This window comes from Thiomicrorhabdus arctica DSM 13458 (assembly GCF_000381085.1).
Lineage (GTDB): Bacteria > Pseudomonadota > Gammaproteobacteria > Thiomicrospirales > Thiomicrospiraceae > Thiomicrorhabdus > Thiomicrorhabdus arctica.
Window position 1 is genome coordinate 1,106,259 of the sequence record NZ_KB905899.1, and the last position, 21,362, is coordinate 1,127,620.

Consider the following 21,362-nt stretch of genomic DNA (forward strand, 5'->3'; position numbering starts at 1 on the left):
AAATTGTGATTATCGTGTTTGGCCGGCATTTATGGACGGCGTTTGTAGATCGCTCGTGTATTCAAAGCTTTTAAGTGTTCCATCTTAGCGGAAATTTTAATTTCCAACCCTCTATCGACCGGTTGATAATAGGACTTTTCAGCCATCTCTTCTGGGAAATAACACTCACCTGCGGCAAAGGCTTCTGGCTCATCATGTGCATAACGATAGCCTTTGCCATAATCCAATTCGGCCATCAATTTAGTCGGTGCATTACGCAGATGCAAAGGCACTTCATAGGAGCCATGTTCTTTAATCTCAGCCAATACGGCTTTATATCCCATATAGACCGCATTTGATTTAGGCGCAACCGCCAAATAAGACGCCGCGTGTGCCAACGCTAAATCACCTTCTGGCGAACCTAAACGTTCATAAGCTTCCGCGGCATTAACCGCAATTTGTAAGGCTTTAGGATCAGCATTGCCAATCTCTTCGCTGGCCATACGAATCAGACGTCGCGCCAGATAACGAGCATCCACCCCGCCATCTAACATGCGTACCAGCCAATACAAAGCCGCGTTGGCATCTGAACCACGAATCGATTTATGTAAAGCGGAGATTTGATCGTAAAAGGCTTCTCCCCCCTTATCAAAACGTCTAATGCCGCCTTGAATAACCTCTTTGCAAGCGCCTTTCGATAATTTGACCAGGCCTGGTAGATCTGACTCAAAGAGTTCTACAAAGTCCATTGCTTGTTCTAGGCTATTCAGTAAACGTCGAGCATCGCCGTCAGCAGCAGAAATTAACAATTCTTTAGCATCTTCTTCAATCTCTAATTGAATAGAAATGTCCGGGTGGGTCTCAATGAAAGTCGTTCTTAAATCCTGCTCTAATAAAAGACGACCACTCTCTAACACCAGAGCCAGTTCCTCCTCATCCAGTGTTCGTAAGACATAGACTCGTGCACGAGATAATAAAGCATTATTTAACTCAAATGAGGGGTTTTCAGTGGTGGCCCCTATAAACACAAAAGTGCCATCTTCTACAAAAGGTAGAAACGCATCTTGTTGCGCTTTATTGAATCGATGCACCTCGTCGACAAATAACAGCGTGCCCTGCTTAAATTGTGCTCGATGTAATTTGGCCTTCTCAACCGCAAGCCGGACATCTTTGACGCCATCTAAAACGGCAGATAGACTGATAAACTGCAAGTCCGACTGTAAAGCAATCAAACGCGCTAGCGTGGTTTTGCCAACGCCTGGTGGCCCCCAAAAGACCATAGAGTGCAAACTACCCGTCTCTAACATCCGTGACAGCGCACGTTTAGGCCCTAAAAGATGGGTCTGACCGACAAAGCCTTCTAGGACTTTGGGACGTAGACGGTCTGATAGAGGTTGGTAAACTGACATTACTGTGGTTCACCAATCAAGTCGACGCCTTCAGGCAATTGGAACTGAAAGGATTTTAAGGGAATGACCACGTTCGACTCTATATTTTTAAAGCGCACTTTGGTCACATTATCTGGACCTTGGTACATCCAGACTTCAACCATTTCACCATTAAGCATACCGACTTCGATGCTTTGGAAATAAGTGGCTTTTTTGGGTGTCAAATTATACCAATGTTTGCCAGTTCGTTGTCCAGCATCGATAATGGTAAATTTATTCTCAATTTTTTCGCTATAAAGAAGCCAGCTTAAAGGAATGTCTCCTTTAATGTCGGCAATCGGGCGCACAGTAACTTGATCCAAGTCTTTATCAAAGACCCATAGATTAGGTCCATCCACTACAATCTTTTGGGGTTCGGGTTTTAAGTATTCCCAAACTAATTTACCGGGACGATTTAGGTCAAAATGGCCGAACGATTTATTCAACTCAAACACCGCTTCATCTGGTTGAATTTGTTCAAAATCGGCACTGAACGTTTTAAGGTGGTTGACATAGGTTTGCAGAGCATTCTCTGCATGAGCACTGTTGGACAAGCCCAACAATATCACCATTGCCGAAGCCTGTGTCCATTGTGGTATCCGTCGTAATAGTCTGTTTATTTTCATCCGGTAGGCACACTCTTGATCTGTTATTGGTTTTTAAAAAATAGGTTTGTTAAGTTCTTTAATTATTCTTGTGGTTTAGGCGCCAACACTTCACGATTACCATTTGAACCCGCGGTCGATATGATCCCTGAAGACTCCATGGTTTCAACAATTCGTGCCGCACGGTTATAACCGATTCTAAAATGACGTTGCACAGAAGAGATCGAGACTCTACGACCTTGTACAACGAATTCAACCGCTTGGTCATAGAGTTCATCGCTTTCTGCATCTGGGCCAGGTCCACCGTTACTATCGGGTTTGCTAATCCCTTGAGTAATGCTTTCCAAATATTGTGGTGCACCTTGTGCGCGCACAAAATCTGCCACACGATGGACTTCATCATCTGTCATAAAAGCACCGTGCACTCGTTTCGGACTACCAGAACCCGGAGGAAGGAACAACATATCTCCCATCCCTAACAACTGCTCTGCGCCCCCTTGATCAAGGATCGTTCTAGAATCAATTTTAGTACTTACCATAAAAGACATGCGCGTCGGAATATTGGCCTTTATCAAACCGGTAATTACATTCACAGAAGGCCGCTGAGTCGCTAAGACCAAATGAATTCCAGCAGCACGGGCTTTTTGTGCAATCCGAGCAATTAGCTGCTCAACCTCTTTGCCGACCACCATAATCATATCGGCAAATTCATCGACCACCACCACAATATAAGGCAAGGTTTCCAGTGTTGGCGGCACTTCACCTAAGTCATGTCCATAGTTAGCAATCTGTGCATAGAGTGGATCGATAATCGGCTTGCCCGCATCAATGGCCGTTTTTACTTTTAGGTTATAACCAGCAATATTTCTGACACCTAATTTCGCCATGAGTTGATAACGTCGATCCATCTCAAACACACACCATCTTAAGGCATTGGCGGCTTCACTCATATCAGTGACTACCGGCGTAAGTAAATGCGGAATATCGTCATAAATAGACAACTCAAGCATTTTGGGATCAACCATAATCATGCGAACCTGCTCAGGCGTGCTTTTATACAACAGGCTAAGAATCATACTATTGACCCCAACTGACTTACCAGAACCCGTGGTGCCCGCAACCAGTAAATGCGGCATTTTGCCAATATCAGCTACCACTGGTTTTCCAGCGATGTCTTTTCCTAAAGCAATACTTAATGGCGAGCTTGCAGACTGAAATTCATCTGAAGCCAGAACATCACTGAAACTGACGATCTCGCGCTGTTCATTGGGAATTTCAATCCCGACCACTGCTTTACCTGGAATGACATCGACGACACGAACTGACTGAACGGAAAGGACTCGTGCCAAATCTTTAGCCAGGTTATTAATTTGACTCACCTTAACGCCAGGTGCAGGTAAAATCTCAAAGCGTGTCACGACTGGCCCTGGCTGAACTGATTCAACCTGTGCTGTAACACCAAACTCTAACAAGCGTTGCTCCAATAAAAGAGAGAGTGCTGCCAGCTCTTCTTTTGAAAAACCTTCCTCATAAAGCATGGGCGGATCCAATAAATCTAAACCTGGCAAATCCCCCGACGGCACAAACGGCAAGGTTGTATTAGGTGCCTGCTTCTCTCCGACTCTCACAGCCGTTTTGTTGTCAGAGTCAGAGACTGGAGCATCCAATGAAGGCTTGCCTCTGTTTTGGGCTGGTATTTTTGAATCTCCTTCAAGGTGTATGTCCGCTTTAACATCCGCACTCTTAGGGTGATTGGGGGTTCCTAATTCTTTTAATCCACCATTAGACAAACCTTTAGCTTTAGCCAGTTGTTTTGCGATAATCTCCTTGAGAGGGTTATTCACCACTTTTGAAGTGACTGACGGTAGGTTTTGACGAACTTCGGATTTTCTCTCTTTCAACGATTGTACGGTCGATTTAAAACGCCCGGGTTGAATCACTCTGCCCTTCACCAAACCACGTAGATAATCTGCCAACAACCATGCTTTATGACCTGTTGATTCAATAATTGTCAACCAAGAACAACTGCTTAACATACTAAATGCCACTGCGAATAACACAAGTAGCATTAACGTCGCGCCCAACAAATCAACCGCACCCACTAACCAATTGCTGAACTCATATCCCCAAACGCCTCCAGCTGAATAAGGCAGTTGTATTAAGGCCATATTGGGATTTAAATACAGATTTGCAAGACCTGATCCTGCGGTAATTAAGAGTAATAAACCGAATAAGCTCAGAATAAAACGCAGGTAATCAAGCTCATTACCCGTTCTAATTTTGAGGGTCACCCAACCCGCAAACACAATTCCAAAGGGAATTAAAAAACCAAAGATACCAAAGATATACAAAATCATCGAAGATAACCAGGCACCCGTTTTTCCGCCATAGTTATGGATATTATGCACCGCACCTACCGAATCAAATCCTGGGTCTTGGGGCGTATAGCTAAAGAGCACAATAAACAGGAAAAAAGCCAAGCCAATACTGCTCAGAACGACGCCATCTTTTAGTATCCAACCGAAGCGTTGCAGGGTCGAGACGTTCTCAGAAGAAACAGCCGCCTCTGCTTGGTGGGCCGGTCGAGTCATTGTTTTAGTGTTTTGGGTTTTAATGGACATGAACCTTCTATATGTAAATAAATTTAAGCTGAATCAGCTTGTTCGAAGAACTTTACAATGCTATGTTTAACTTATGAGTCAATCGTAAAGCAATGCAATCGAAAATCCTATTAAATCTAATATCAAAATTTAATAACGATTGCCTCTAGTTTATCCCCGAAAAACTGCTAAAATTTTAGCACATAACCCTATTAAAATGCCTCAATCTAACTTTATAGGTATGATAAAAATATCACATTTCTGTATTCTTAAGCACAAATTCGGAATAAAACAAAACCAAGTAATTAAGTAAAAGGAAACTCCATGGCGACAAAACATTGCAAACTACTCATTCTGGGAACAGGTCCTGCAGGCTATACCGCGGCCGTTTACGCAGCGCGAGCAAACTTAGAGCCTGTCATGATTACTGGCATGCAACAAGGTGGACAGCTCACGACCACAACTGAAGTAGACAACTGGCCTGGAGACCCTGAAGGTTTAACGGGACCTGACTTAATGGTTCGCATGCAACAACACGCTGAACGTTTTGGTACGGAGATTCTCTTTGACCACATCCATACCGCTGAATTGAACAGCAAACCTTTTAAACTCATTGGCGATTCTGGCGAGTACACTTGTGATGCTTTAATCATTGCCACGGGTGCTACGGCGAAATATCTTGGTTTAGAATCAGAAGAAGCTTTTAAAGGTAAAGGCGTTTCAGCGTGTGCCACTTGTGATGGCTTCTTTTACCGTAATCAAAAAGTTGCGGTCATTGGCGGTGGAAACACAGCGGTCGAAGAAGCATTGTATCTTTCTAACATTGCGGCAGAAGTCACCATTGTTCATCGTCGTGATAGCTTCTCTTCAGAAAAAATCCTGTCTAAACACCTGATGGAAAAAGCTGAACACGGTAATATCAACATTGAATACAATGCAACTTTAGACGAAGTCCTAGGCGATAAAATGGGGGTCACAGGTCTGCGACTGAAAAGCATGGTAGATGATTCAACCAAAGAGCTCGAGGTTTCTGGTGTATTCATTGCGATTGGCCACACACCTAACACGGGGTTATTTGAAAATCAGTTAGACATGACCAATGGCTACCTGAATGTGCAAAGCGGATTAAAGGGTAATGCAACACAAACTTCAATCCCAGGCGTTTTTGCCGCAGGTGATGTGATGGACCAATATTATAAACAGGCCATTACTTCAGCGGGTGCTGGCTGTATGGCGGCTTTAGATGCTGAAAAGTATTTAGATAACCTTAAATAAACCCACGATAAAACAGAACCACCAGGCCTGGTGGTTTTTTAGAGACCTTTGTACGTAGACATGATTGTAGTCATTCATTGAGCCATACAAAGTAAAAACTCTTATATCACACCCTAACAAGACTTAAACAAGGAATACGCATGAAAAAACTGTTCATTATGGCCCTAGGAGTGGCTTTCGCTTCTTCTGCTCTTGCTTCCAATAAAGCGTTAAGCACTTCGGAACAAAAAGCCAGCTATACGCTTGGAGCGGACTTAGCAAAAAATTTCACTGAACAGGGGCTAACAATCGATATCAAAGCCTTTACTCTTGGATTAGAAGATGCCATCAAACATCGTCCCTTAAAACTGACGGAAAAAGAGATGATGAGCGCTATCAGTGACGTTAAAAAAGAGATGCTTGAAAAACAACAAGCTGAAAGAAAAGTCATCGGAGATGCAAACCTAAAAGAAGGCCAAGCTTTCCTAGCCAACAATGCCAAAAAGGCCGGCGTAATCAGCTTACCGAGCGGAGTTCAGTATAAAGTAATTACTGAAGGTAAAGGCGCTCATCCTACTGAAGATGACACTTTGATTGCACATTACCGTGGAACCTTAATTGATGGTACTGAGTTTGACAGTTCATACAAACGTGGCACTCCATTGAAATTTCAGATGGGCAACGTGATTAAAGGTTGGAGCGAAGTGATGAAGCTGATGAATCCAGGTTCAAAATGGGAAGTCTACATTCCTGCTGATATGGCATATGGTGCGAAAGGTGCAGGGAAAGCTATTGGACCACATCAGACATTGATCTTTACAATCGAACTGATTACGTTTGACCCCACACCTAAGTAACGCTAAAAAGCATTAACAATACGATTGTCTTTAAACTTCTAAAACAGAAAGTCAGGCAAAAAAAAGCCCAGTGAAGAATTAACCAAACTGGGTATCCCAAATATAAGGGGAACAATCTTAGCTCTTAAGAGGAGTGTTGTAATGAAACAACGGCCACATAATAGTCTAAGACTTACTTCATATCAACATTTTCTAATATAAAAACAGTAAATGAGTTTAAAACGGTTCGAAACGAACATAACTCCTTATTTTATATAGGGTTATAGGTTTAAAACTTCAATCACATCATAAGCAGGTGTTTCAAAAGGGTGCGAAGCTTTCAAAGCTTGAACCGCAAGCTCTATATACTGACTAGCGCAGACTAACTCTACCTTATACTCCACTATTTTTTCTAGCTGATTCAACTCTCCCAAAAAAGGCTTACTGCCATCCAAGGCTCTAAACTGACCCTCGCCTTTAGATTGCCAAGCACAACAATCATATTGACCAATTTGACCTGCTCCAGCAGCAAACAGAGCATCTTTTACACAATCCAGGTGACTTTCAGGAACATAAAAACAAATTTTATACATTTAATTTCCTTAAAGAATTTTCATATAAAGTTTAAATAAACCCGTAAGGGTGCTTCAAATTCAATACAATAACGCATATTACAAAATTGATTCTAACCTGCTTTGCAAGGAGCTATTATGCGTTTACTACTTATTATCTATGGCATTATCTTAATTTTGGGCGTGACAGCCATGTTTACAGGCATTTACTATCTAGCCAATATTGCTGGTTTCATTTCCGCCATTGGACTTATGTTAATCTTTTTTAAAGATCGTCCTGATAAAGAGAGTGCATTGGACCTGAAAATGCGCCGCTACTGGTATGTTGTTTTTGCTACAGGAATTTTCTTTAGCATCATCTTTGGTAGTTTTTGGAATAACACCATGGGTAATATGGCCTAAATCTAAAATCTGTCTTAGTCACAATCATTCAGACTCAAGACTTTTACTGAGAACATCCTGTTAAGTCAATTCGAGCGAATCATTGTTTCTTCAATAAAAAAGCCCTGTAAGTACAGGGCTTTTTTATTGAAGAAACTAAAACCGTTATAACAATCTAATTGTATCTTGGTTCAGTTTAGAACAGCTCAATTTCGCCTTCATCCATCGATGCCGTATTGACTCGCGCCATACGTAAATCATCTATCTCTTGACGTTTTTTATGGATATTTTGACGCAAAACTTCTATTCTTTGCTTATGCTCATCTTCAGAAAGAGCCGGATTTGTATCGTTATCTTCAAGAAAACTAATAATTTCATTTGAAAACCCATTTAGGTTCTCCAGGTGGTTCATCACCTGCTCAACTAACTGCCGCACAATGTCTTCAAACTGTAATGAGCGCATCGCATCTGAAACACTGACTTCAATCCCAGAAATCATGCCTGAAAACTCACCTAATTTACTAGAAATGCCATCATTCATGCCTTCCAAATCGCTCAGCATGACATCCATTTTCTCTTGAGAGGATACGGCATGCTCCATATCTTTAGTGGCTGTTTCACTCACGATAAGACGAACTTCATCAACCGTAGTGCGCGCCTTTTCCGCTTGTTTACGGATTTGTGCATTTAATATATTTGAATTTAAAGAAAGCTTACGAACTTCATCTGCAACAACAGCAAAGCCACGCCCGGCTTCTCCCGCTCTTGCAGCTTCAATCGCCGCATTCAAAGCCAATAAGTTTGTCTGATCAGCAATACCCTTTACATCTTCCAGTAGATGGAAAATGGATTCAATTTGACCCACCATATCATCAATCTTAGCAACCGTTTTATTACTACGGTGACTCGCCTCAATCAGTAAATTTATCAAGTATTGCAACACAACCTTAATTTCGGCTGAAAACTCTTTAATACTTAAATCTTCAGAATTGCCATCACCGCCACCTAGATTTTCTATTAATGCCATCACTAATTCATACTGATTTTGGGTCTGCTCATGTAGCCCTGAAAAACTACCATTTAACGTTTCAATCGATTCGGCAACTAATTCTTTAACCTGCATCAACTCATCACGAACGACACCTACTTCATTGCCAATCACCGAATCTACATCATTCATCAGAACCTTTATCGTCTCACTCGCAACGGCCAATCTTACCATTGGTACAGGAGAACTTACCTGCAGAGCAGGTGCTACGTTTGAAGGAGACGGCTTCATGGCCGATGAATCGGCAACTCTTGCCACCATCAATGACCAAGTGATAGAAACCACTATAACCATAACCAGCCCTATGAAAGGAATGTCTAATTGAGTCAGTACAATGCCGCTCAACGTCGCAAGCCAAGCTGGCCAATAGGCAGTAATAATATGGGGCATGTTTATTTCCTTAATTACATACGAGTCTTTAAACCCGTATCAAAATACGATGGTTCTGAGTGATTAGAGGGTTAATAGCAGTTATTATGCCAATAAATCGCGAGATTGAGCTCTAAGAGAAACTCAATAAAAGAAGGTGTTCACCTAAGGTGAATTACGAAAATCGAATGAGTATACACATATTAAAGGCTTTAATGTTAAGCATTCTCAAGCGCACTTCAATGCTTAGCAAGGATCAAATTCGCCAAAGCATAAAGTGTGTTTTTGTTAGCGTGCAGCCAACTCTAGAATTTTTAGAGGGATATTTTCTAAGGGCAATATATAATCAGCAGCTCCTAACTTTACCGCTTCGCCAGGCATTCCCCAGACAACACTCGTCTTTTCGTCCTGGGCAATGGTTGGGACACCACTCTCTTGCAACTCTTTCATACCGGCCGCACCATCCGCCCCCATACCTGTCAATAGAATTCCAATGGCGTTTTGCCCAACATTTTGCACCACAGAACGAAACATAACATCAACAGCAGGTTTATGGCGATTAACAGGTGGCCCATCATTAAGACGGCAAATATAACGCGCACCATCTCGCACCACCATGAGATGTTTATCACCGGGTGCAATATAAACATGCCCCGGAAGAATCTGTTGGCCATCCTCAGCATGGAAAACCGTCATTTCTGAAAGCGAATCCATACGTTTAGCAAACGGTAAACTAAAGGCGGCTGGGATGTGCTGAGTAATCACAATGCCCGGAGTGCTGACTGGAAGGCGCATCAGTACTTCTTTAATCGCTTCTGTGCCACCCGTTGATGCTCCTAGTGCGATAATTTTATCTGTGGTCTTAAAGTGTTTCTGGCGAACAGTCGTCTTTGGGAGCACAGCATCGGTCGACAATTTATCAGGAACATTCTGAGGCTTTACTACTTCGGGACGGCTATTTTGATTAGCAACATAACGGGCATACTGACGCTCTAACATGGATTTATTAACGCGAGCGGCCGTTTTAACTTTACTGCATATTTCTTGCGTATAAGCCTCAAAACTGTGTGTCAAATCAATTTTAGGCTTGGTCACAAAATCGACAGCGCCTAAGTCCATGGCCTCAAAGGATATATCAGCACCTTTTTCAGTCAGTGTGGATACCATAACAACGGGGAGAGGATGCAATCGCATTAGATTCTTTAAGAAAGTCACCCCATCCATTTTCGGCATTTCTATATCTAATGTCAGCACATCTGGGTGCAGTAGCTTAATCTTTTCTCTTGCATCAAACGGATCTGAGGCCGTACCAATAACTTGTAGGTCTGGATCAGAAGACAACATCTCATTTAGCATTTTACGAACCAATGCAGAGTCATCAACAATCAGAACTTTAATAGGTGTGTTCACAGAATATTCCTTGTTCTATCGAACGCAATAAAAAGGGCTCTAAAGCCCTTTTTATTACTCATTTTTTTTATAGATAGTTTGCCCTAATAACTCAAACCGAGTACAAACTTTATAGAGTGATTCAGAATGCCCTACGAAAAGGTGACCACCTACCGGCAACCGATCAGCATATCGATCGAACAATTTGGATTGGGTTGGTTTATCAAAGTAAATCACTACATTTCGACAAAAAATCACATCAATTGAATCTTTGATAGGCCACTCACTCATCAAATTTAACTGATCAAATTTAATAATCTCCTGCAATTCAGACTTAACTTTAACAAACCCCTCTTTCGAGCCTGTCCCTTTCAAAAACCATCGTTTTTGACGCGCTTCAGAAACTCCCTTTAATCGGTCAATTGTGTAAACTCCATTTAATCCGGTTTGGACGACGTCAGAGTCTAAATCAGTCGCAATCACTTGAACATCCCAATCCAAGGGTGCTTTTTCCTTTAACATAATTGCGATGGAATAAGGCTCTTCTCCTGTTGAACAACCTGCAGACCAAATCCGAATTCGTCGGCTAGCCGCATTTGAAATGACTAATGCAGGAATCACATGTTCCGCTAAATACTCAAAATGATGATTTTCTCTAAAAAAGAAGGTCAAATTCGTAGTGATTGAGTTAATCAACTGAATAAATTCAGACTCACCTTGGGCTTCAACATAGTCAATGTATTGGCTAAAACTTGTTAAAGCTAGGAATCGTATGCGTTTTGCTAGCCGATTGTAAACCAAGTTAATTTTTGATTCATTTAAATCAATACCTGCAAAATCATACACAATCTTTTGGACTCGTTTAAAATCTTGCTCTGTAAAGTCAAATTCGCGTTCACTCATGTATGATGACCTTATTCAAATAATTCTATCGTTAAAGTACGATTTAATAGGGCTAATATAATTGTAATTTAATGGGATGCAAGTAAAAGTTCATTTTAACTGGTAAAAACAATGGTTAATATTTCCAATAATTTCACAACTGCACAGTCTCTAACACTGAATAGTGCGGCTCAAAGCGCTTCACTATTCAAAGTGGGTCAGGTAGTTACGGCAAACATCGAACAAATCCAAGGTAAACAAGTCACTTTGTCTATCGGTAGCCAAACACTTGTTGCCACAAGTAAACTCGACCTTCAAGAATCCGGCCTTATCCAGGTTCGAATAAAACAACTACAACCGACCATTGAACTTGCCATTATCCGTGCACCTAAACAGAATAACAGTCAACAATTACAAAATGTACTCCAAGCCGCTTTACGACAAGTGATACCTAACCAGACTGCACTGCCACAGGCATTTCAGCAAATAAGTTTACTGCAAGGTCTGCCAGCTTCATTATTGGGACCTGTGAATCAACTTCTAGAACAAATCGTCAAAAGTCAGATACCTTTATCTGGCTCGGCTTTAAAACAAAAAATGGCGGATAGTGGTCTGTTTTTAGAATCAAAACTTAAACAAGCTGATAAACCAAACTTGAACCATGACATTAAAAGCCAGTTGCTTTCCTTGCGACAGCAAGCAGAGGCACTGAATATAAGATCGCCTTCACCACAAATTGCTCAACTTTTAGGGTCGCTTAACCAAGCAATCAATAGAATTACGCTGCAACAATTACAACTCTACGAAAACCCTAATATAACGTCCCTAGACCTCCCCTCTAGTCATAAAAAACAGGATGAACAGGATTATATTGAGTTTAGAAAGCACTCTGAATCCGGTTCACCACGCTGGGAGGTCTTAATTGATTTACATTTACCTATAGGGGAAATGTCAGCTAAATTAACGCTCAATCAGCAAAATGAATTCAACTGCTTTTTATGGTGTGAAACAGAAACCTTAGAACGAAGTATTTCTGAACATCTCACGCAACTGAAGAAGCAATTCGAGCATCAAAATTTGCAGCTGCAGAACCTACTCATCGTCAAGCAGAAACCGACCAAAACTGAAAAATCCACCCAAGTTGCGCTGATTGATATTCATATCTAACCTAGTGTTCTATTTTAGGCATTTGCTCTGTCCAGAGCTGCATACCCTAGGCATAGGCATTCTAATTTAATGTTGATTGAATGAATAAATACTGAAACTCGTGACAAAAAGGTTAAAACTGAGTCTCTAATAAGCCCTTTGCTCGAGTCAGGATGACTTAAATATAAACCAAAACCATACCTATTAAAGTAGAACACACTATTAGCAGTAAGCTATTGAACAATCTTTTGTGAATTTTAGGCTAAATTGATTCATTTCTTATTTTGTAAAAAGGTCTTTCCAAATATTGTCGTAAAAAAATAAAAGAGAAAACTAGACCTTTACTAGCGAATCGGTTAGTTTAGCAATATCATTATGTCACCTAAGAGAGAGCCGTCTAAATGGACAATAAAATAAACTCCATTCAAGAACAAATTGATCAAAGCGCAAACAACACAGACCAAGTGTTAAGTTTTATACTCGGTCATGAAGAATACGGTGTTGACATTCTAAGAGTCCAAGAAATTACAGGTTGGGAAAACACGACCCCTATCCCGAACACCCCTAGCTATGTAATGGGGGTTATCAACCTCCGCGGCGCGGTAGTTCCAATCATCGATTTACGTGTACGTTTTGGACTACAAGACATCACTTACAATGAAACAACCGTTGTGATTATTGTAAGGTCAGAAGACAATACGGGTGCCCAAAAAATTATTGGCCTTGTTGTAGATGGCGTCTCAGATGTCTATACTATTAATAAAAAAGAACTTCAAATTGCCCCAGAGATGAGTGGAACGGTGCAATCAGAATATGTACATGGATTGGCAACGATAAATAGTCAATTAGTGATTATTTTACATGTCGATCCTTTAATAAATGATGGCATTCTTGCCTCTATTAAAAAAGCCCTAAATCTTGATTAACCCCCTGTATAATGACGTTAAAACGTTAATTTCTAAGCCTATAATAGTGAGAGGATAAGATGTCAAAAATCTTAGCAGTAGATGATTCTAAGTCAATGAGACAAATGGTAAGTATGTCTCTGAAATCAGCAGGTCATGATGTGACTGAAGCAGAAGATGGTGCCGTAGCTTTGGAAATTGCCAAGCAAGGTCAGTTTGATTTAGTGGTAACAGATATCAACATGCCTAATATGAATGGTATTGAGTTAGTTACCGCTTTGAGAGCCATGCCTAACTATAAATTCACGCCTATTTTATGTTTAACGACAGAGTCTTCAGGTGATATGAAAGCCAAAGGTAAAGAGGCTGGTGCAACAGGCTGGATTATTAAACCTTTCAGTCCTGAAAAGTTGCTTTCAGTTATTACTCGCGTTCTTTAAACTTTTAGATTAGATAGATGAGGCTTTCATGAGTAATCAAATTAAGTTGCCAGAAAATTTAACCATCCACCATATCGAAGCGCATTTTAGTGAGCTGAACAAGCTTTTCAATGACTCTGGTGATGAAATTACTGTGGATGCCTCTGGCATTGAAACCATTGACACTGCGGGACTTCAAACACTACTGGTTTTAGTGAGTAATGCTAAAGAAAATGGTAAAGTTTTAACCTGGTCAAATTCGTCAGAAATCCTTAAAACGAGCGCAGAAAAGCTTGGATTAATACACGATTTGCAACTTACCTAATACCTCGTCAAGGAGAGAACTTTCTCTCTTTGCTACCCCTTCCTAATCAGAAACCATACTCTTCTGTGATCTGTTCATTTAATATTTTCAAACCTAATAGACAAGGCTTCGTTAATGGATGAAAAAGGTCTACCGCTTACAACTAAGATTGCGATTTCTATCGAGTACGAAGGTACTAGCGCACCTAAAGTAACGGCTAAAGGCAAAGGGTATATTGCACAAGAGATTATTCAAACGGCGAAAGAGCTAGGTATCCCCATTCAAGAAAATGGTCCTCTCGTTGAACTACTCAGCCAGGTAGAGCTAGACCAAGAAATCCCACCAGAACTTTATGAAGCGGTTGTGCAGGTGTTAATTTTTGCCTACCAAATCAGTGGTAAAGAAATCGCGCCAACGACTCCCGAAGTTTAGTTATAAAAAAAGGGCATAACAAATGCCCTTTTTTATAAGATCTTAATGTTTGTTAGCAAATCCGTCCTTCATAGACTAAGCCTTGCATAGAAATAAACTACTCTTCTCCTGCGAACATATTATCGACATCAATCAGAATGATAACGTTATTCTGGAAATGAGCAATACCTTGAATATACCGAGAAACATTCTCTTTAGTCGCTGACAAAGCCTCTATTTTGCTTTCTGGGATATCTTTGACTTCCATCACAAAATCAACCAACATACCGACAGCGCGCTCACCATCCAACTCAACAATAATAATACGTGAATAATCACTTATTTCTTTAGCAGGCATTCCATACATGGAACGTGCATCAATGACGGTGACAATGACACCACGGACATTAATAACACCCAGGACATTATGAGGCGTACCCGCAACCGTTCGAATGATACCAACCCTAAGCACTTCCCTGATTTTCTTAACATGAATGCCATAAATTTCATTCTCTAGAGTAAAGAGCACACAGCGAGCACTTGGCCCTAGATAAGCGGCCTCATCTTGCATTTCACTCATCGAAGGACTATCGTTACCTGTCATACTTTGAGTCATCATATCCATAACTCCTCCTTATCTACTTATTGATGGCGAATGTTAAAAGCGCTCTACTACGCCAGGTAAATCCAATATGAGTGCAATACTACCATTACCAGTAATCGTTGCTCCTGCATATCCTCGTACTTTCTTAAGCATTACGCCAAGAGGCTTAATAACAACCTCTTCCTGACCATTAACTTGATTAACAACAAGACCTACTCGTTGATTGCCGACTGACACAATCACGACTTTATCACCCACATAGGACTCTTTTGTCTGATGGGGAGCCAACCACTCACTTAAGAATAGAAGTGGAATGCTTCTATCTCTCAAGCGCACCATCATTTGGCCATCAATTTTATTGGTTTTTTCGGGATTATAATCGAAAATCTCTTGAACACTGCTTAATGGAATGGCATAGCTATCCTCATCAAAACCGACCATTAAGGTTGGTAGAATGGCCAAGGTAAGCGGCACACGTATATTGATTTTTGTGCCTTCACCTAAGACAGAGTGAATCTCAATACTGCCATTCAATTTAGTGATCATTGTTTTGACCACATCCATTCCAACACCACGACCAGAGATATCACTAATCACATCGGCCGTCGAGAACCCTGCAGACAGTATCAATTCAAAAGCAGACTTATCATCAAGCTGACTGGCTGCAATTTCATCCATCATACCTTTTTCAACGGCTTTTTGACGAAGTACATCTGGATCCATTCCTTTGCCATCGTCCGTAATCGACAACAAAATATGGTCCCCCTCCTGTTCTGCCGCTAACACAATAGTACCTGTTTTTGGCTTACCTGCGGCTGCACGTACATCAGGCATTTCAACGCCATGATCCACCGAGTTTCGAACTAAATGCACTAAAGGATCCGCTAAAGCCTCGACTAAATTCTTGTCTAAATCAGTCTCTTCACCTTTCAATTCAAGGTTAATATCCTTACCCAGTTGTCGGGCAAGATCTCGCACAACACGTGGAAAACGACCGAATACTTTTTTAACCGGTTGCATACGTGTCTTCATCACTGACGATTGCAAGTCTGTTGTGACATGGTCTAAATTTCCAACGGCATTCGCTAGATCTTCAAGACTTACGCCTGCACCTTTTAACGTTAAAAGACGGTTTCGTACTAATACCAGTTCACCGACTAAGTTCATAATTTCATCTAAACGACGGGTGTCAACACGAACCGTTGATTCAGTGGTGTTTTTAGCCACAGGCTTTGCCTCTGCAGCGGTGTTAGAAGGTTTAGGTGTGCTTTTAACTGGAGCCGCTGGGACGCTTTCTTGAGGCTTAGAGCCCTTAACATTTAAAGGCGTCGGAACGTCACCCGACTCACCACCCTCAAGCAAATCTCTCTGACCCAGTAGAGCTTCAAATTCGTCTTCAGACATATCGCCATCCGGATCAACACCGGCTGCCAAAACAATAGAACCAGGTTCATCATTAGAATGATCAGGGCCAAGCACCTCACGCTGGTTCAGTAAAGCTTCGAATTCTTCTTCAGACATATCACCATCAGGATCGACGCCTTCAGTGAGACTGAGTTCAACAGTCGATACCCCAAGGTTAGCATCGTCGTCCTCAGGCTCCATAACATCACGTTGACTTAATAAAGCTTCAAATTCATCTTCAGACATATCTCCGTCCGGGTCAACCCCTTCTCCAAGTTGCAATGGAGATTCAACGATCTGTTCTTCAACGACTGGAGGTTTATTCTTTGCTGTTATGGCATCTAAATCAGTCAATAAGACAGGATCATTCTCAGGCATTTCACGCACGCCATCTTTCAATAGATCCATTAAATCACTAATGACATCAAATGCCCTTAATATCGCATCGGCAACAATTGCATCATAAGCAACTTCTCTATTGCGAATTTTATCGAAAACGTTTTCTGCTCTATGGCAAACTTCAATAAGAGGAGTAATGGCCAAAAACCCTGCCCCTCCCTTAATAGTATGAAAACCTCTGAAAACAGCATTCAGTAAATCTGCATCTTCAGGAGAGTGTTCTAATTCAACTAACTGCTCATTAAGTTGATCAACCAGGTCTGCTGCCTCTGCCAAAAAGTCCTGCAAAATCTCTTCATCCACAACCTTCCCCTCGCTTGCTTGCACTGAATGGAACATGTCCAATTAGTGGATATATGTATATTGCAGAAAATATAGCAATCATTGTGCCATTCAATAAATTACTCACCCTTAAATCTAGAAACCTAAATCACTTAACAAGTCATCGACCTCTGCTTGTGACTGAGTGGAGCCGTTCTTCGATTTTGCAGTGACATTTGGACCGACCCCTTTCATTTCATCTGAAGTCTTGTCTTCAGCACTCTCCTCACGATCTGGAATCGAGGCATAATCATGTGTAGACTGGTCAATTAAGTGGATTAAACTTTGCTCTAAAGAGGTAATAATCATAATGACCCGATTCAATACCTGACCAGTCAAATCCTGAAAAGATTGGGCTAACATGATCTCGGTTAATTCTGAATTTACCTTATTAATCGTCTTTAGCAAAATTTCTGTGTCACTGCCAGCTATTGAGTTGCAGGTTATTTCTTGCAAAGAACTCATTAGACTCAATGCATTTTCTGCAGATTCAAGTGTTTTATTACTGGCTTCTGCCGTCATATTTATGACATATTCCAGGCGTTCAGCCGCATCTGGAATATCATGCTTAGTTTGTAGCAAGAGAGTGCTGTCATTCAAACCATCCAGCGTTTGATGTAAATTCTGAGTCAACTCACTGACTCGCTGATATAGCTCCGACTCACGTACTTGAGTTAACTCATCTAATAGAGCTCCTGCCTGAGACGGTTCTCCGGACTCCAAAGCTTTTAATAGTGCCTTAACGAGATTCTGGTCAATTTGTGTAGGGAAAGTCATAGTTTATAAATCCTTAGCAATAACGGTGACAAAAAAAAGCCTTGTCGGTAATATACTACCGTACAAGGCTTTTAATCAAATTAAACAAACACTCTATTCGCTGTTTTTTCGCTCAGCGACACGTTCAAAAATCTTATGAATCTTGCCATTTAAAGTTGCTGCTGTAAAAGGCTTTACAATATAACCATCAACGCCTGACTGGGCGGCTTCCAATATTTGACTTCGTTTTGCTTCCGCGGTAATCAATAGAAATGGTGTGTCTTTTAAAGATTCATCTGCACGAACACGCCTTAATAGATCAATCCCCGTCATTTCAGGCATATTCCAATCACTGACAATAAAGTCATATTTCCCTGATTGAACCATAGGCCATGCGGTAGCACCATCATCAGCTTCATCAAAATGATGAAAACCTAACTCTTTAAGTAAGTTTTTGACAATTTTACGCATTGTAGAGAAGTCATCCACAACTAAAATATTCATCTCTCTATTGACTTGCATTTCTTGTCCTTAAAAGGCTGACTGGCCACTGAAAACAGCCATTTCAATCCTATTGAATCCAGTCAGCCATTCGTGACCTAATTCTTTTGACGGCCTGACTATGAATCTGGCTCACTCTAGATTCGCTAACGTCTAAAACTTCTCCAATCTCTTTTAGATTTAACTCCTCATCATAGTAAAGGGACATGACCAACTTTTCTTTATCAGGTAAGTTTGAAATTTCATTAACAAGTGCTTGTTGAAAGCCACTTTCTGCAAGCTCTCCGAAAGGCGACATATTCTGCCCCACCATTCGCCCTTCAGAAAGCTCTTCATGATCTGGCTGGTCAATCGAGAGTAACTGAGCCGAGTTGGTATCTTGTAAAATATGGTGGTATTCTTTAAGTGTGACGCCCATCTCTTCAGCGATCTCTTCATCACGGGCTTCTCGACCAATTTTCGACTCAACTTGATTGATTGCCTCACTTACCGCGCGTGACTTGCGATAAACTGAACGTGGCGTCCAATCCCCTTTACGAATCTCATCTAGCATTGAGCCTCGAATACGAATACCTGCATAGGTTTCAAAACTGGCACCTTGATTGGCATTAAATTTTTGCATCGCTTCAATTAAACCAACAACACCAGATTGAATTAAGTCTTCAACAAAAACGCTGTCGGGCAATCGCCCCTTCAAGTGATATGCAATACGTTTCACCAAAGGTAAATACTGCTCCAGCTCCATCACTTCACTGGCGGATTGTTTTTGAACTTGTTCATAAACAGATGTACCTGTCATACTCTACTAATGCCCCGTCTGAAATAAGTTTTCAACAAAAAACTGTAAATACCCTGTCATCCCTTTTGGGATTGGCCAGCGGTCGACTTTTTGAGCCAAATTTTTAAATGCTTTTGCAGATTCACTGTTTGGACGATACACCGTCACAGGCACTTGTTTTTGGACGGCATCTCGTAAATCATGATCGAAAGGTACTGAGCCAAAATAATCTAAACTGACATCTAAAAACTGTTCGCACACACGGGCTAATTTCTCATAAAGAATCTTACCTTGCTCTGGTGTACGGCTTTGGTTAGCCAACAATCTAAAACGGGTTAATTGATAATCCCGGCTTAATACTTTAATTAATGCATAAGCATCTGTGATGGAAGCAGGTTCATCAGTCACAACCACGACAACTTCTTGTGCCGCTCGACAAAAACTGACAACACTGTCGGCAATACCCGCCGCAGTATCGACAATTAAAATATCTAACTCACCATTGAGCTCGGAAAAAGCATTAATGATTCCAGCATTTTCCATCGCCGTTAATTGAGCCATACGGCGGACACCTGAAGCGGCAGGGATAATTTTTAATCCTGCAGGTCCTTCAACAATAACTTCTTGAAGTGTTTTATCACCATCCAAAACATGTGAAAGATTGTATTTTGTCTGTAACCCCAACATGATATCGACATTAGCCAAACCCATATCTGCATCCATAAGTAAAACACGGTGTCCAATCTTACTGAGCGAGACGCCAAGATTCACTGACACATTGGTTTTACCCACACCACCTTTGCCGCTCGCAACCGCAATTACCCTTACAGGTTGAGCGTCATTAGCACTGGCTGAACTCTGGCTTGAGTGCATTGCTCTTAAACCGGCTGCTTGATCATTGAGCATCTGATATCTCCTTACCCATTCCCATTCGAAAGGCTTGCTCATTTTGAGCTGAATTTTTATTTTGATGACCTAACACAATAGCACGGTCAATCAGTTCTCTTGTTCTAACAACTTCTAAATCTTCAGGGACTCGTTGTCCATTAGATAAATACATAATCGGTAATTGTTTTTCAATCAGGAGTGTTAGCAGATTACCGAGCTGTAAAGCCTCATCCACTTTTGTTAAAATACATCCTCTTAAAATCACTTTCCCAAACGAATTCACTATGTCAGTCATCACATTCAACTGAGTGGCGGCTGACATAACCAAATAATTGCGGACGCTGGTAGCTCCTTCATGCCCTGAGGTTAACTGCTGAGACAGCTGTAGGTCTCTCTGACTCATGCCCGCAGTATCAATTAACACCAATTTCTTGTGTCCTAAAGAAGTCAATAAAGCATATAACTCACCCTGAGTGCTGGCAACATGAACTGGTACATTAATTAAATCAGCAAAGGTTTTTAACTGTGCCTGAGCGCCGATCTTATAGCAATCAGTGGTAATTAAAGCCAATTCACTTGGACTATTGCGCATTACAAATCGACTGGCCATTTTGGCAATTGTTGTCGTTTTACCTACCCCTGTCGGCCCAACTAACGCGACTATACCACCCCGTTCGATAATATCTCGTTCTCCGGTTGGTATACTATTTTCTATTTTCAGAAGTATATCTGACCAGGCCTGGTGATTTTTAGAATCAATCGATTCAACTAACTTTTGACTCAACTCCCAGCCAATGCCTAACTTTAGTAATCGTTTAATCAAATCTACTGTATGTGGATTATTTTGTGATTCCTGGCCCCACGCTAGACCAGACAACTGGTTTTCAAGCATCGCACGAACGGCTTGCAACTCACTTGCAATGCCAGAAAGCTCCTGAGATCCACTCTTAACATCGCCTAGCTGAGAGGATGCAGACGCTTCAGTCGATTGATAAGTGCTTCTTGCGAGAGGAACCTCTTGCGCGGTTTGAAACTGCGTTGCTTCTGGATCAAGCGCTGCAACGATTTCTACCCCTTCAGGCACATCTTTAGTCGACAATATTACCGCATCATCACCGTGTTCATCGCGAACCAAACTCATTGCTTGACGCATTGTAGGTGCAACGTAGCGCTTAATCTTCACC

22 protein-coding genes are annotated in these 21,362 nt (G+C 41.3%); 8 read left to right on the top strand and 14 right to left on the bottom strand.

The window, feature by feature from the left end:
• Positions 1-29 precede the first annotated feature (29 nt).
• From F612_RS0105125 to F612_RS0105135, 3 genes are all read right to left on the bottom strand, one after another.
• Entirely contained in the window at positions 30-1,388 is a 1,359-nt protein-coding gene (locus F612_RS0105125; protein WP_019556680.1) for a replication-associated recombination protein A, read from the bottom strand.
• Complete coding sequence (locus tag F612_RS0105130; protein ID WP_051080292.1) at positions 1,388-2,032, bottom strand: LolA family protein; 645 nt, start codon at positions 2,030-2,032, stop codon at positions 1,388-1,390. The genes F612_RS0105125 and F612_RS0105130 overlap by 1 nt, the downstream gene beginning before the upstream one ends.
• Positions 2,033-2,094: 62 nt before the next feature.
• Positions 2,095-4,632, bottom strand: coding sequence for a DNA translocase FtsK (locus F612_RS0105135; RefSeq protein WP_019556682.1), 2,538 nt, complete (start codon positions 4,630-4,632; stop codon positions 2,095-2,097).
• A 303-nt stretch (positions 4,633-4,935) separates the two neighbouring features.
• Between F612_RS0105135 and trxB the strand changes: the two genes are divergently transcribed.
• Both trxB and F612_RS12220 read left to right on the top strand, forming a co-directional pair.
• Positions 4,936-5,886, top strand: a complete 951-nt coding sequence (gene trxB, locus F612_RS0105140) for a thioredoxin-disulfide reductase (protein WP_019556683.1) — start codon at positions 4,936-4,938, stop codon at positions 5,884-5,886.
• A 140-nt stretch (positions 5,887-6,026) separates the two neighbouring features.
• The gene (locus F612_RS12220; RefSeq protein ID WP_019556684.1) at positions 6,027-6,722 is read left to right on the top strand and encodes an FKBP-type peptidyl-prolyl cis-trans isomerase; all 696 of its coding nucleotides are present in this window, start codon (positions 6,027-6,029) and stop codon (positions 6,720-6,722) included.
• Between the two features lie 260 nt (positions 6,723-6,982).
• Here F612_RS12220 and F612_RS0105150 read toward each other — a convergent pair whose 3' ends face one another.
• Positions 6,983-7,294, bottom strand: coding sequence for a Nif3-like dinuclear metal center hexameric protein (locus tag F612_RS0105150; protein ID WP_019556685.1), 312 nt, complete (start codon positions 7,292-7,294; stop codon positions 6,983-6,985).
• A gap of 117 nt (positions 7,295-7,411) precedes the next feature.
• Here F612_RS0105150 and F612_RS0105155 point away from each other — a divergent pair, with 117 nt between their 5' ends.
• Complete coding sequence (locus tag F612_RS0105155) at positions 7,412-7,675, top strand: hypothetical protein (RefSeq protein WP_019556686.1); 264 nt, start codon at positions 7,412-7,414, stop codon at positions 7,673-7,675.
• Positions 7,676-7,850: 175 nt separating this feature from the next.
• Here F612_RS0105155 and F612_RS13380 read toward each other — a convergent pair whose 3' ends face one another.
• From F612_RS13380 to F612_RS0105170, 3 genes are all read right to left on the bottom strand, one after another.
• Positions 7,851-9,092, bottom strand: coding sequence for a methyl-accepting chemotaxis protein (locus F612_RS13380; protein WP_019556687.1), 1,242 nt, complete (start codon positions 9,090-9,092; stop codon positions 7,851-7,853).
• Between the two features lie 267 nt (positions 9,093-9,359).
• Entirely contained in the window at positions 9,360-10,481 is a 1,122-nt protein-coding gene (locus F612_RS0105165; protein ID WP_019556688.1) for a protein-glutamate methylesterase/protein-glutamine glutaminase, read from the bottom strand.
• 54 nt (positions 10,482-10,535) lie between these two features.
• The gene (locus F612_RS0105170; protein WP_019556689.1) at positions 10,536-11,363 is read right to left on the bottom strand and encodes a CheR family methyltransferase; all 828 of its coding nucleotides are present in this window, start codon (positions 11,361-11,363) and stop codon (positions 10,536-10,538) included.
• 111 nt (positions 11,364-11,474) lie between these two features.
• On the opposite strand from F612_RS0105170, the gene F612_RS0105175 reads away from it, so the two are divergent.
• From F612_RS0105175 to F612_RS0105195, 5 genes are all read left to right on the top strand, one after another.
• Positions 11,475-12,509, top strand: coding sequence for a hypothetical protein (locus tag F612_RS0105175; protein ID WP_019556690.1), 1,035 nt, complete (start codon positions 11,475-11,477; stop codon positions 12,507-12,509).
• A gap of 380 nt (positions 12,510-12,889) precedes the next feature.
• Positions 12,890-13,414, top strand: coding sequence for a chemotaxis protein CheW (locus tag F612_RS0105180; protein ID WP_019556691.1), 525 nt, complete (start codon positions 12,890-12,892; stop codon positions 13,412-13,414).
• Positions 13,415-13,473: 59 nt separating this feature from the next.
• Positions 13,474-13,833, top strand: coding sequence for a response regulator (locus tag F612_RS0105185; protein ID WP_019556692.1), 360 nt, complete (start codon positions 13,474-13,476; stop codon positions 13,831-13,833).
• A 28-nt stretch (positions 13,834-13,861) separates the two neighbouring features.
• Positions 13,862-14,137 carry an STAS domain-containing protein gene (locus F612_RS0105190; RefSeq protein WP_019556693.1) on the top strand — a complete coding sequence of 92 codons (276 nt, stop codon included), beginning with the start codon at positions 13,862-13,864 and terminating at the stop codon, positions 14,135-14,137.
• Positions 14,138-14,251: 114 nt separating this feature from the next.
• The gene (locus F612_RS0105195) at positions 14,252-14,548 is read left to right on the top strand and encodes an EscU/YscU/HrcU family type III secretion system export apparatus switch protein (RefSeq protein WP_019556694.1); all 297 of its coding nucleotides are present in this window, start codon (positions 14,252-14,254) and stop codon (positions 14,546-14,548) included.
• Between the two features lie 97 nt (positions 14,549-14,645).
• On the opposite strand, the gene F612_RS0105200 is transcribed toward F612_RS0105195, so the two are convergent.
• The 7 genes from F612_RS0105200 to flhF all read right to left on the bottom strand — a co-directional run bounded on the left by F612_RS0105200 (position 14,646) and on the right by flhF (position 21,361).
• Positions 14,646-15,152, bottom strand: a complete 507-nt coding sequence (locus F612_RS0105200) for a chemotaxis protein CheW (RefSeq protein WP_019556695.1) — start codon at positions 15,150-15,152, stop codon at positions 14,646-14,648.
• A gap of 33 nt (positions 15,153-15,185) precedes the next feature.
• Positions 15,186-17,237, bottom strand: a complete 2,052-nt coding sequence (locus F612_RS0105205; RefSeq protein ID WP_019556696.1) for a chemotaxis protein CheA — start codon at positions 17,235-17,237, stop codon at positions 15,186-15,188.
• A 114-nt stretch (positions 17,238-17,351) separates the two neighbouring features.
• A complete protein-coding gene (locus tag F612_RS0105210) occupies positions 17,352-18,032 on the bottom strand; it encodes a protein phosphatase CheZ (protein WP_019556697.1) in 681 nt (226 codons plus the stop codon).
• 93 nt (positions 18,033-18,125) lie between these two features.
• Positions 18,126-18,533 (bottom strand): chemotaxis response regulator CheY, encoded by a 408-nt coding sequence (locus F612_RS0105215; RefSeq protein ID WP_019556698.1) that lies wholly within the window; start codon positions 18,531-18,533, stop codon positions 18,126-18,128.
• 49 nt (positions 18,534-18,582) lie between these two features.
• Entirely contained in the window at positions 18,583-19,311 is a 729-nt protein-coding gene (locus F612_RS0105220; protein ID WP_019556699.1) for an RNA polymerase sigma factor FliA, read from the bottom strand.
• A gap of 6 nt (positions 19,312-19,317) precedes the next feature.
• Positions 19,318-20,196, bottom strand: coding sequence for a MinD/ParA family protein (locus tag F612_RS0105225; protein WP_019556700.1), 879 nt, complete (start codon positions 20,194-20,196; stop codon positions 19,318-19,320).
• Entirely contained in the window at positions 20,186-21,361 is a 1,176-nt protein-coding gene (gene flhF / locus F612_RS0105230; protein WP_019556701.1) for a flagellar biosynthesis protein FlhF, read from the bottom strand. The genes F612_RS0105225 and flhF overlap by 11 nt, the downstream gene beginning before the upstream one ends.
• Between the last annotated feature and the right edge of the window lies 1 nt (position 21,362).

Bases quoted from the DNA above. Each gene is read 5' to 3' on its own strand.
- F612_RS0105135 (WP_019556682.1), bottom strand. From the start codon at position 4,632: ATGTCCATTAAAACCCAAAACACTAAAACAATGACTCGACCGGCCCAC.
- F612_RS0105125 (WP_019556680.1), bottom strand. From the start codon at position 1,388: ATGTCAGTTTACCAACCTCTATCAGACCGTCTACGTCCCAAAGTCCTA.
- F612_RS0105180 (WP_019556691.1), top strand. From the start codon at position 12,890: ATGGACAATAAAATAAACTCCATTCAAGAACAAATTGATCAAAGCGCA.
- F612_RS0105155 (WP_019556686.1), top strand. From the start codon at position 7,412: ATGCGTTTACTACTTATTATCTATGGCATTATCTTAATTTTGGGCGTG.
- F612_RS12220 (WP_019556684.1), top strand. From the start codon at position 6,027: ATGAAAAAACTGTTCATTATGGCCCTAGGAGTGGCTTTCGCTTCTTCT.
- F612_RS0105130 (WP_051080292.1), bottom strand. From the start codon at position 2,032: ATGAAAATAAACAGACTATTACGACGGATACCACAATGGACACAGGCT.
- F612_RS0105190 (WP_019556693.1), top strand. From the start codon at position 13,862: ATGAGTAATCAAATTAAGTTGCCAGAAAATTTAACCATCCACCATATC.
- F612_RS0105200 (WP_019556695.1), bottom strand. From the start codon at position 15,152: ATGGATATGATGACTCAAAGTATGACAGGTAACGATAGTCCTTCGATG.
- F612_RS13380 (WP_019556687.1), bottom strand. From the start codon at position 9,092: ATGCCCCATATTATTACTGCCTATTGGCCAGCTTGGCTTGCGACGTTG.
- F612_RS0105150 (WP_019556685.1), bottom strand. From the start codon at position 7,294: ATGTATAAAATTTGTTTTTATGTTCCTGAAAGTCACCTGGATTGTGTA.
- trxB (WP_019556683.1), top strand. From the start codon at position 4,936: ATGGCGACAAAACATTGCAAACTACTCATTCTGGGAACAGGTCCTGCA.
- F612_RS0105195 (WP_019556694.1), top strand. From the start codon at position 14,252: ATGGATGAAAAAGGTCTACCGCTTACAACTAAGATTGCGATTTCTATC.
- F612_RS0105170 (WP_019556689.1), bottom strand. From the start codon at position 11,363: ATGAGTGAACGCGAATTTGACTTTACAGAGCAAGATTTTAAACGAGTC.
- F612_RS0105210 (WP_019556697.1), bottom strand. From the start codon at position 18,032: ATGACTTTCCCTACACAAATTGACCAGAATCTCGTTAAGGCACTATTA.
- F612_RS0105225 (WP_019556700.1), bottom strand. From the start codon at position 20,196: ATGCTCAATGATCAAGCAGCCGGTTTAAGAGCAATGCACTCAAGCCAG.
- F612_RS0105215 (WP_019556698.1), bottom strand. From the start codon at position 18,533: ATGCAAGTCAATAGAGAGATGAATATTTTAGTTGTGGATGACTTCTCT.
- F612_RS0105220 (WP_019556699.1), bottom strand. From the start codon at position 19,311: ATGACAGGTACATCTGTTTATGAACAAGTTCAAAAACAATCCGCCAGT.
- F612_RS0105175 (WP_019556690.1), top strand. From the start codon at position 11,475: ATGGTTAATATTTCCAATAATTTCACAACTGCACAGTCTCTAACACTG.
- F612_RS0105185 (WP_019556692.1), top strand. From the start codon at position 13,474: ATGTCAAAAATCTTAGCAGTAGATGATTCTAAGTCAATGAGACAAATG.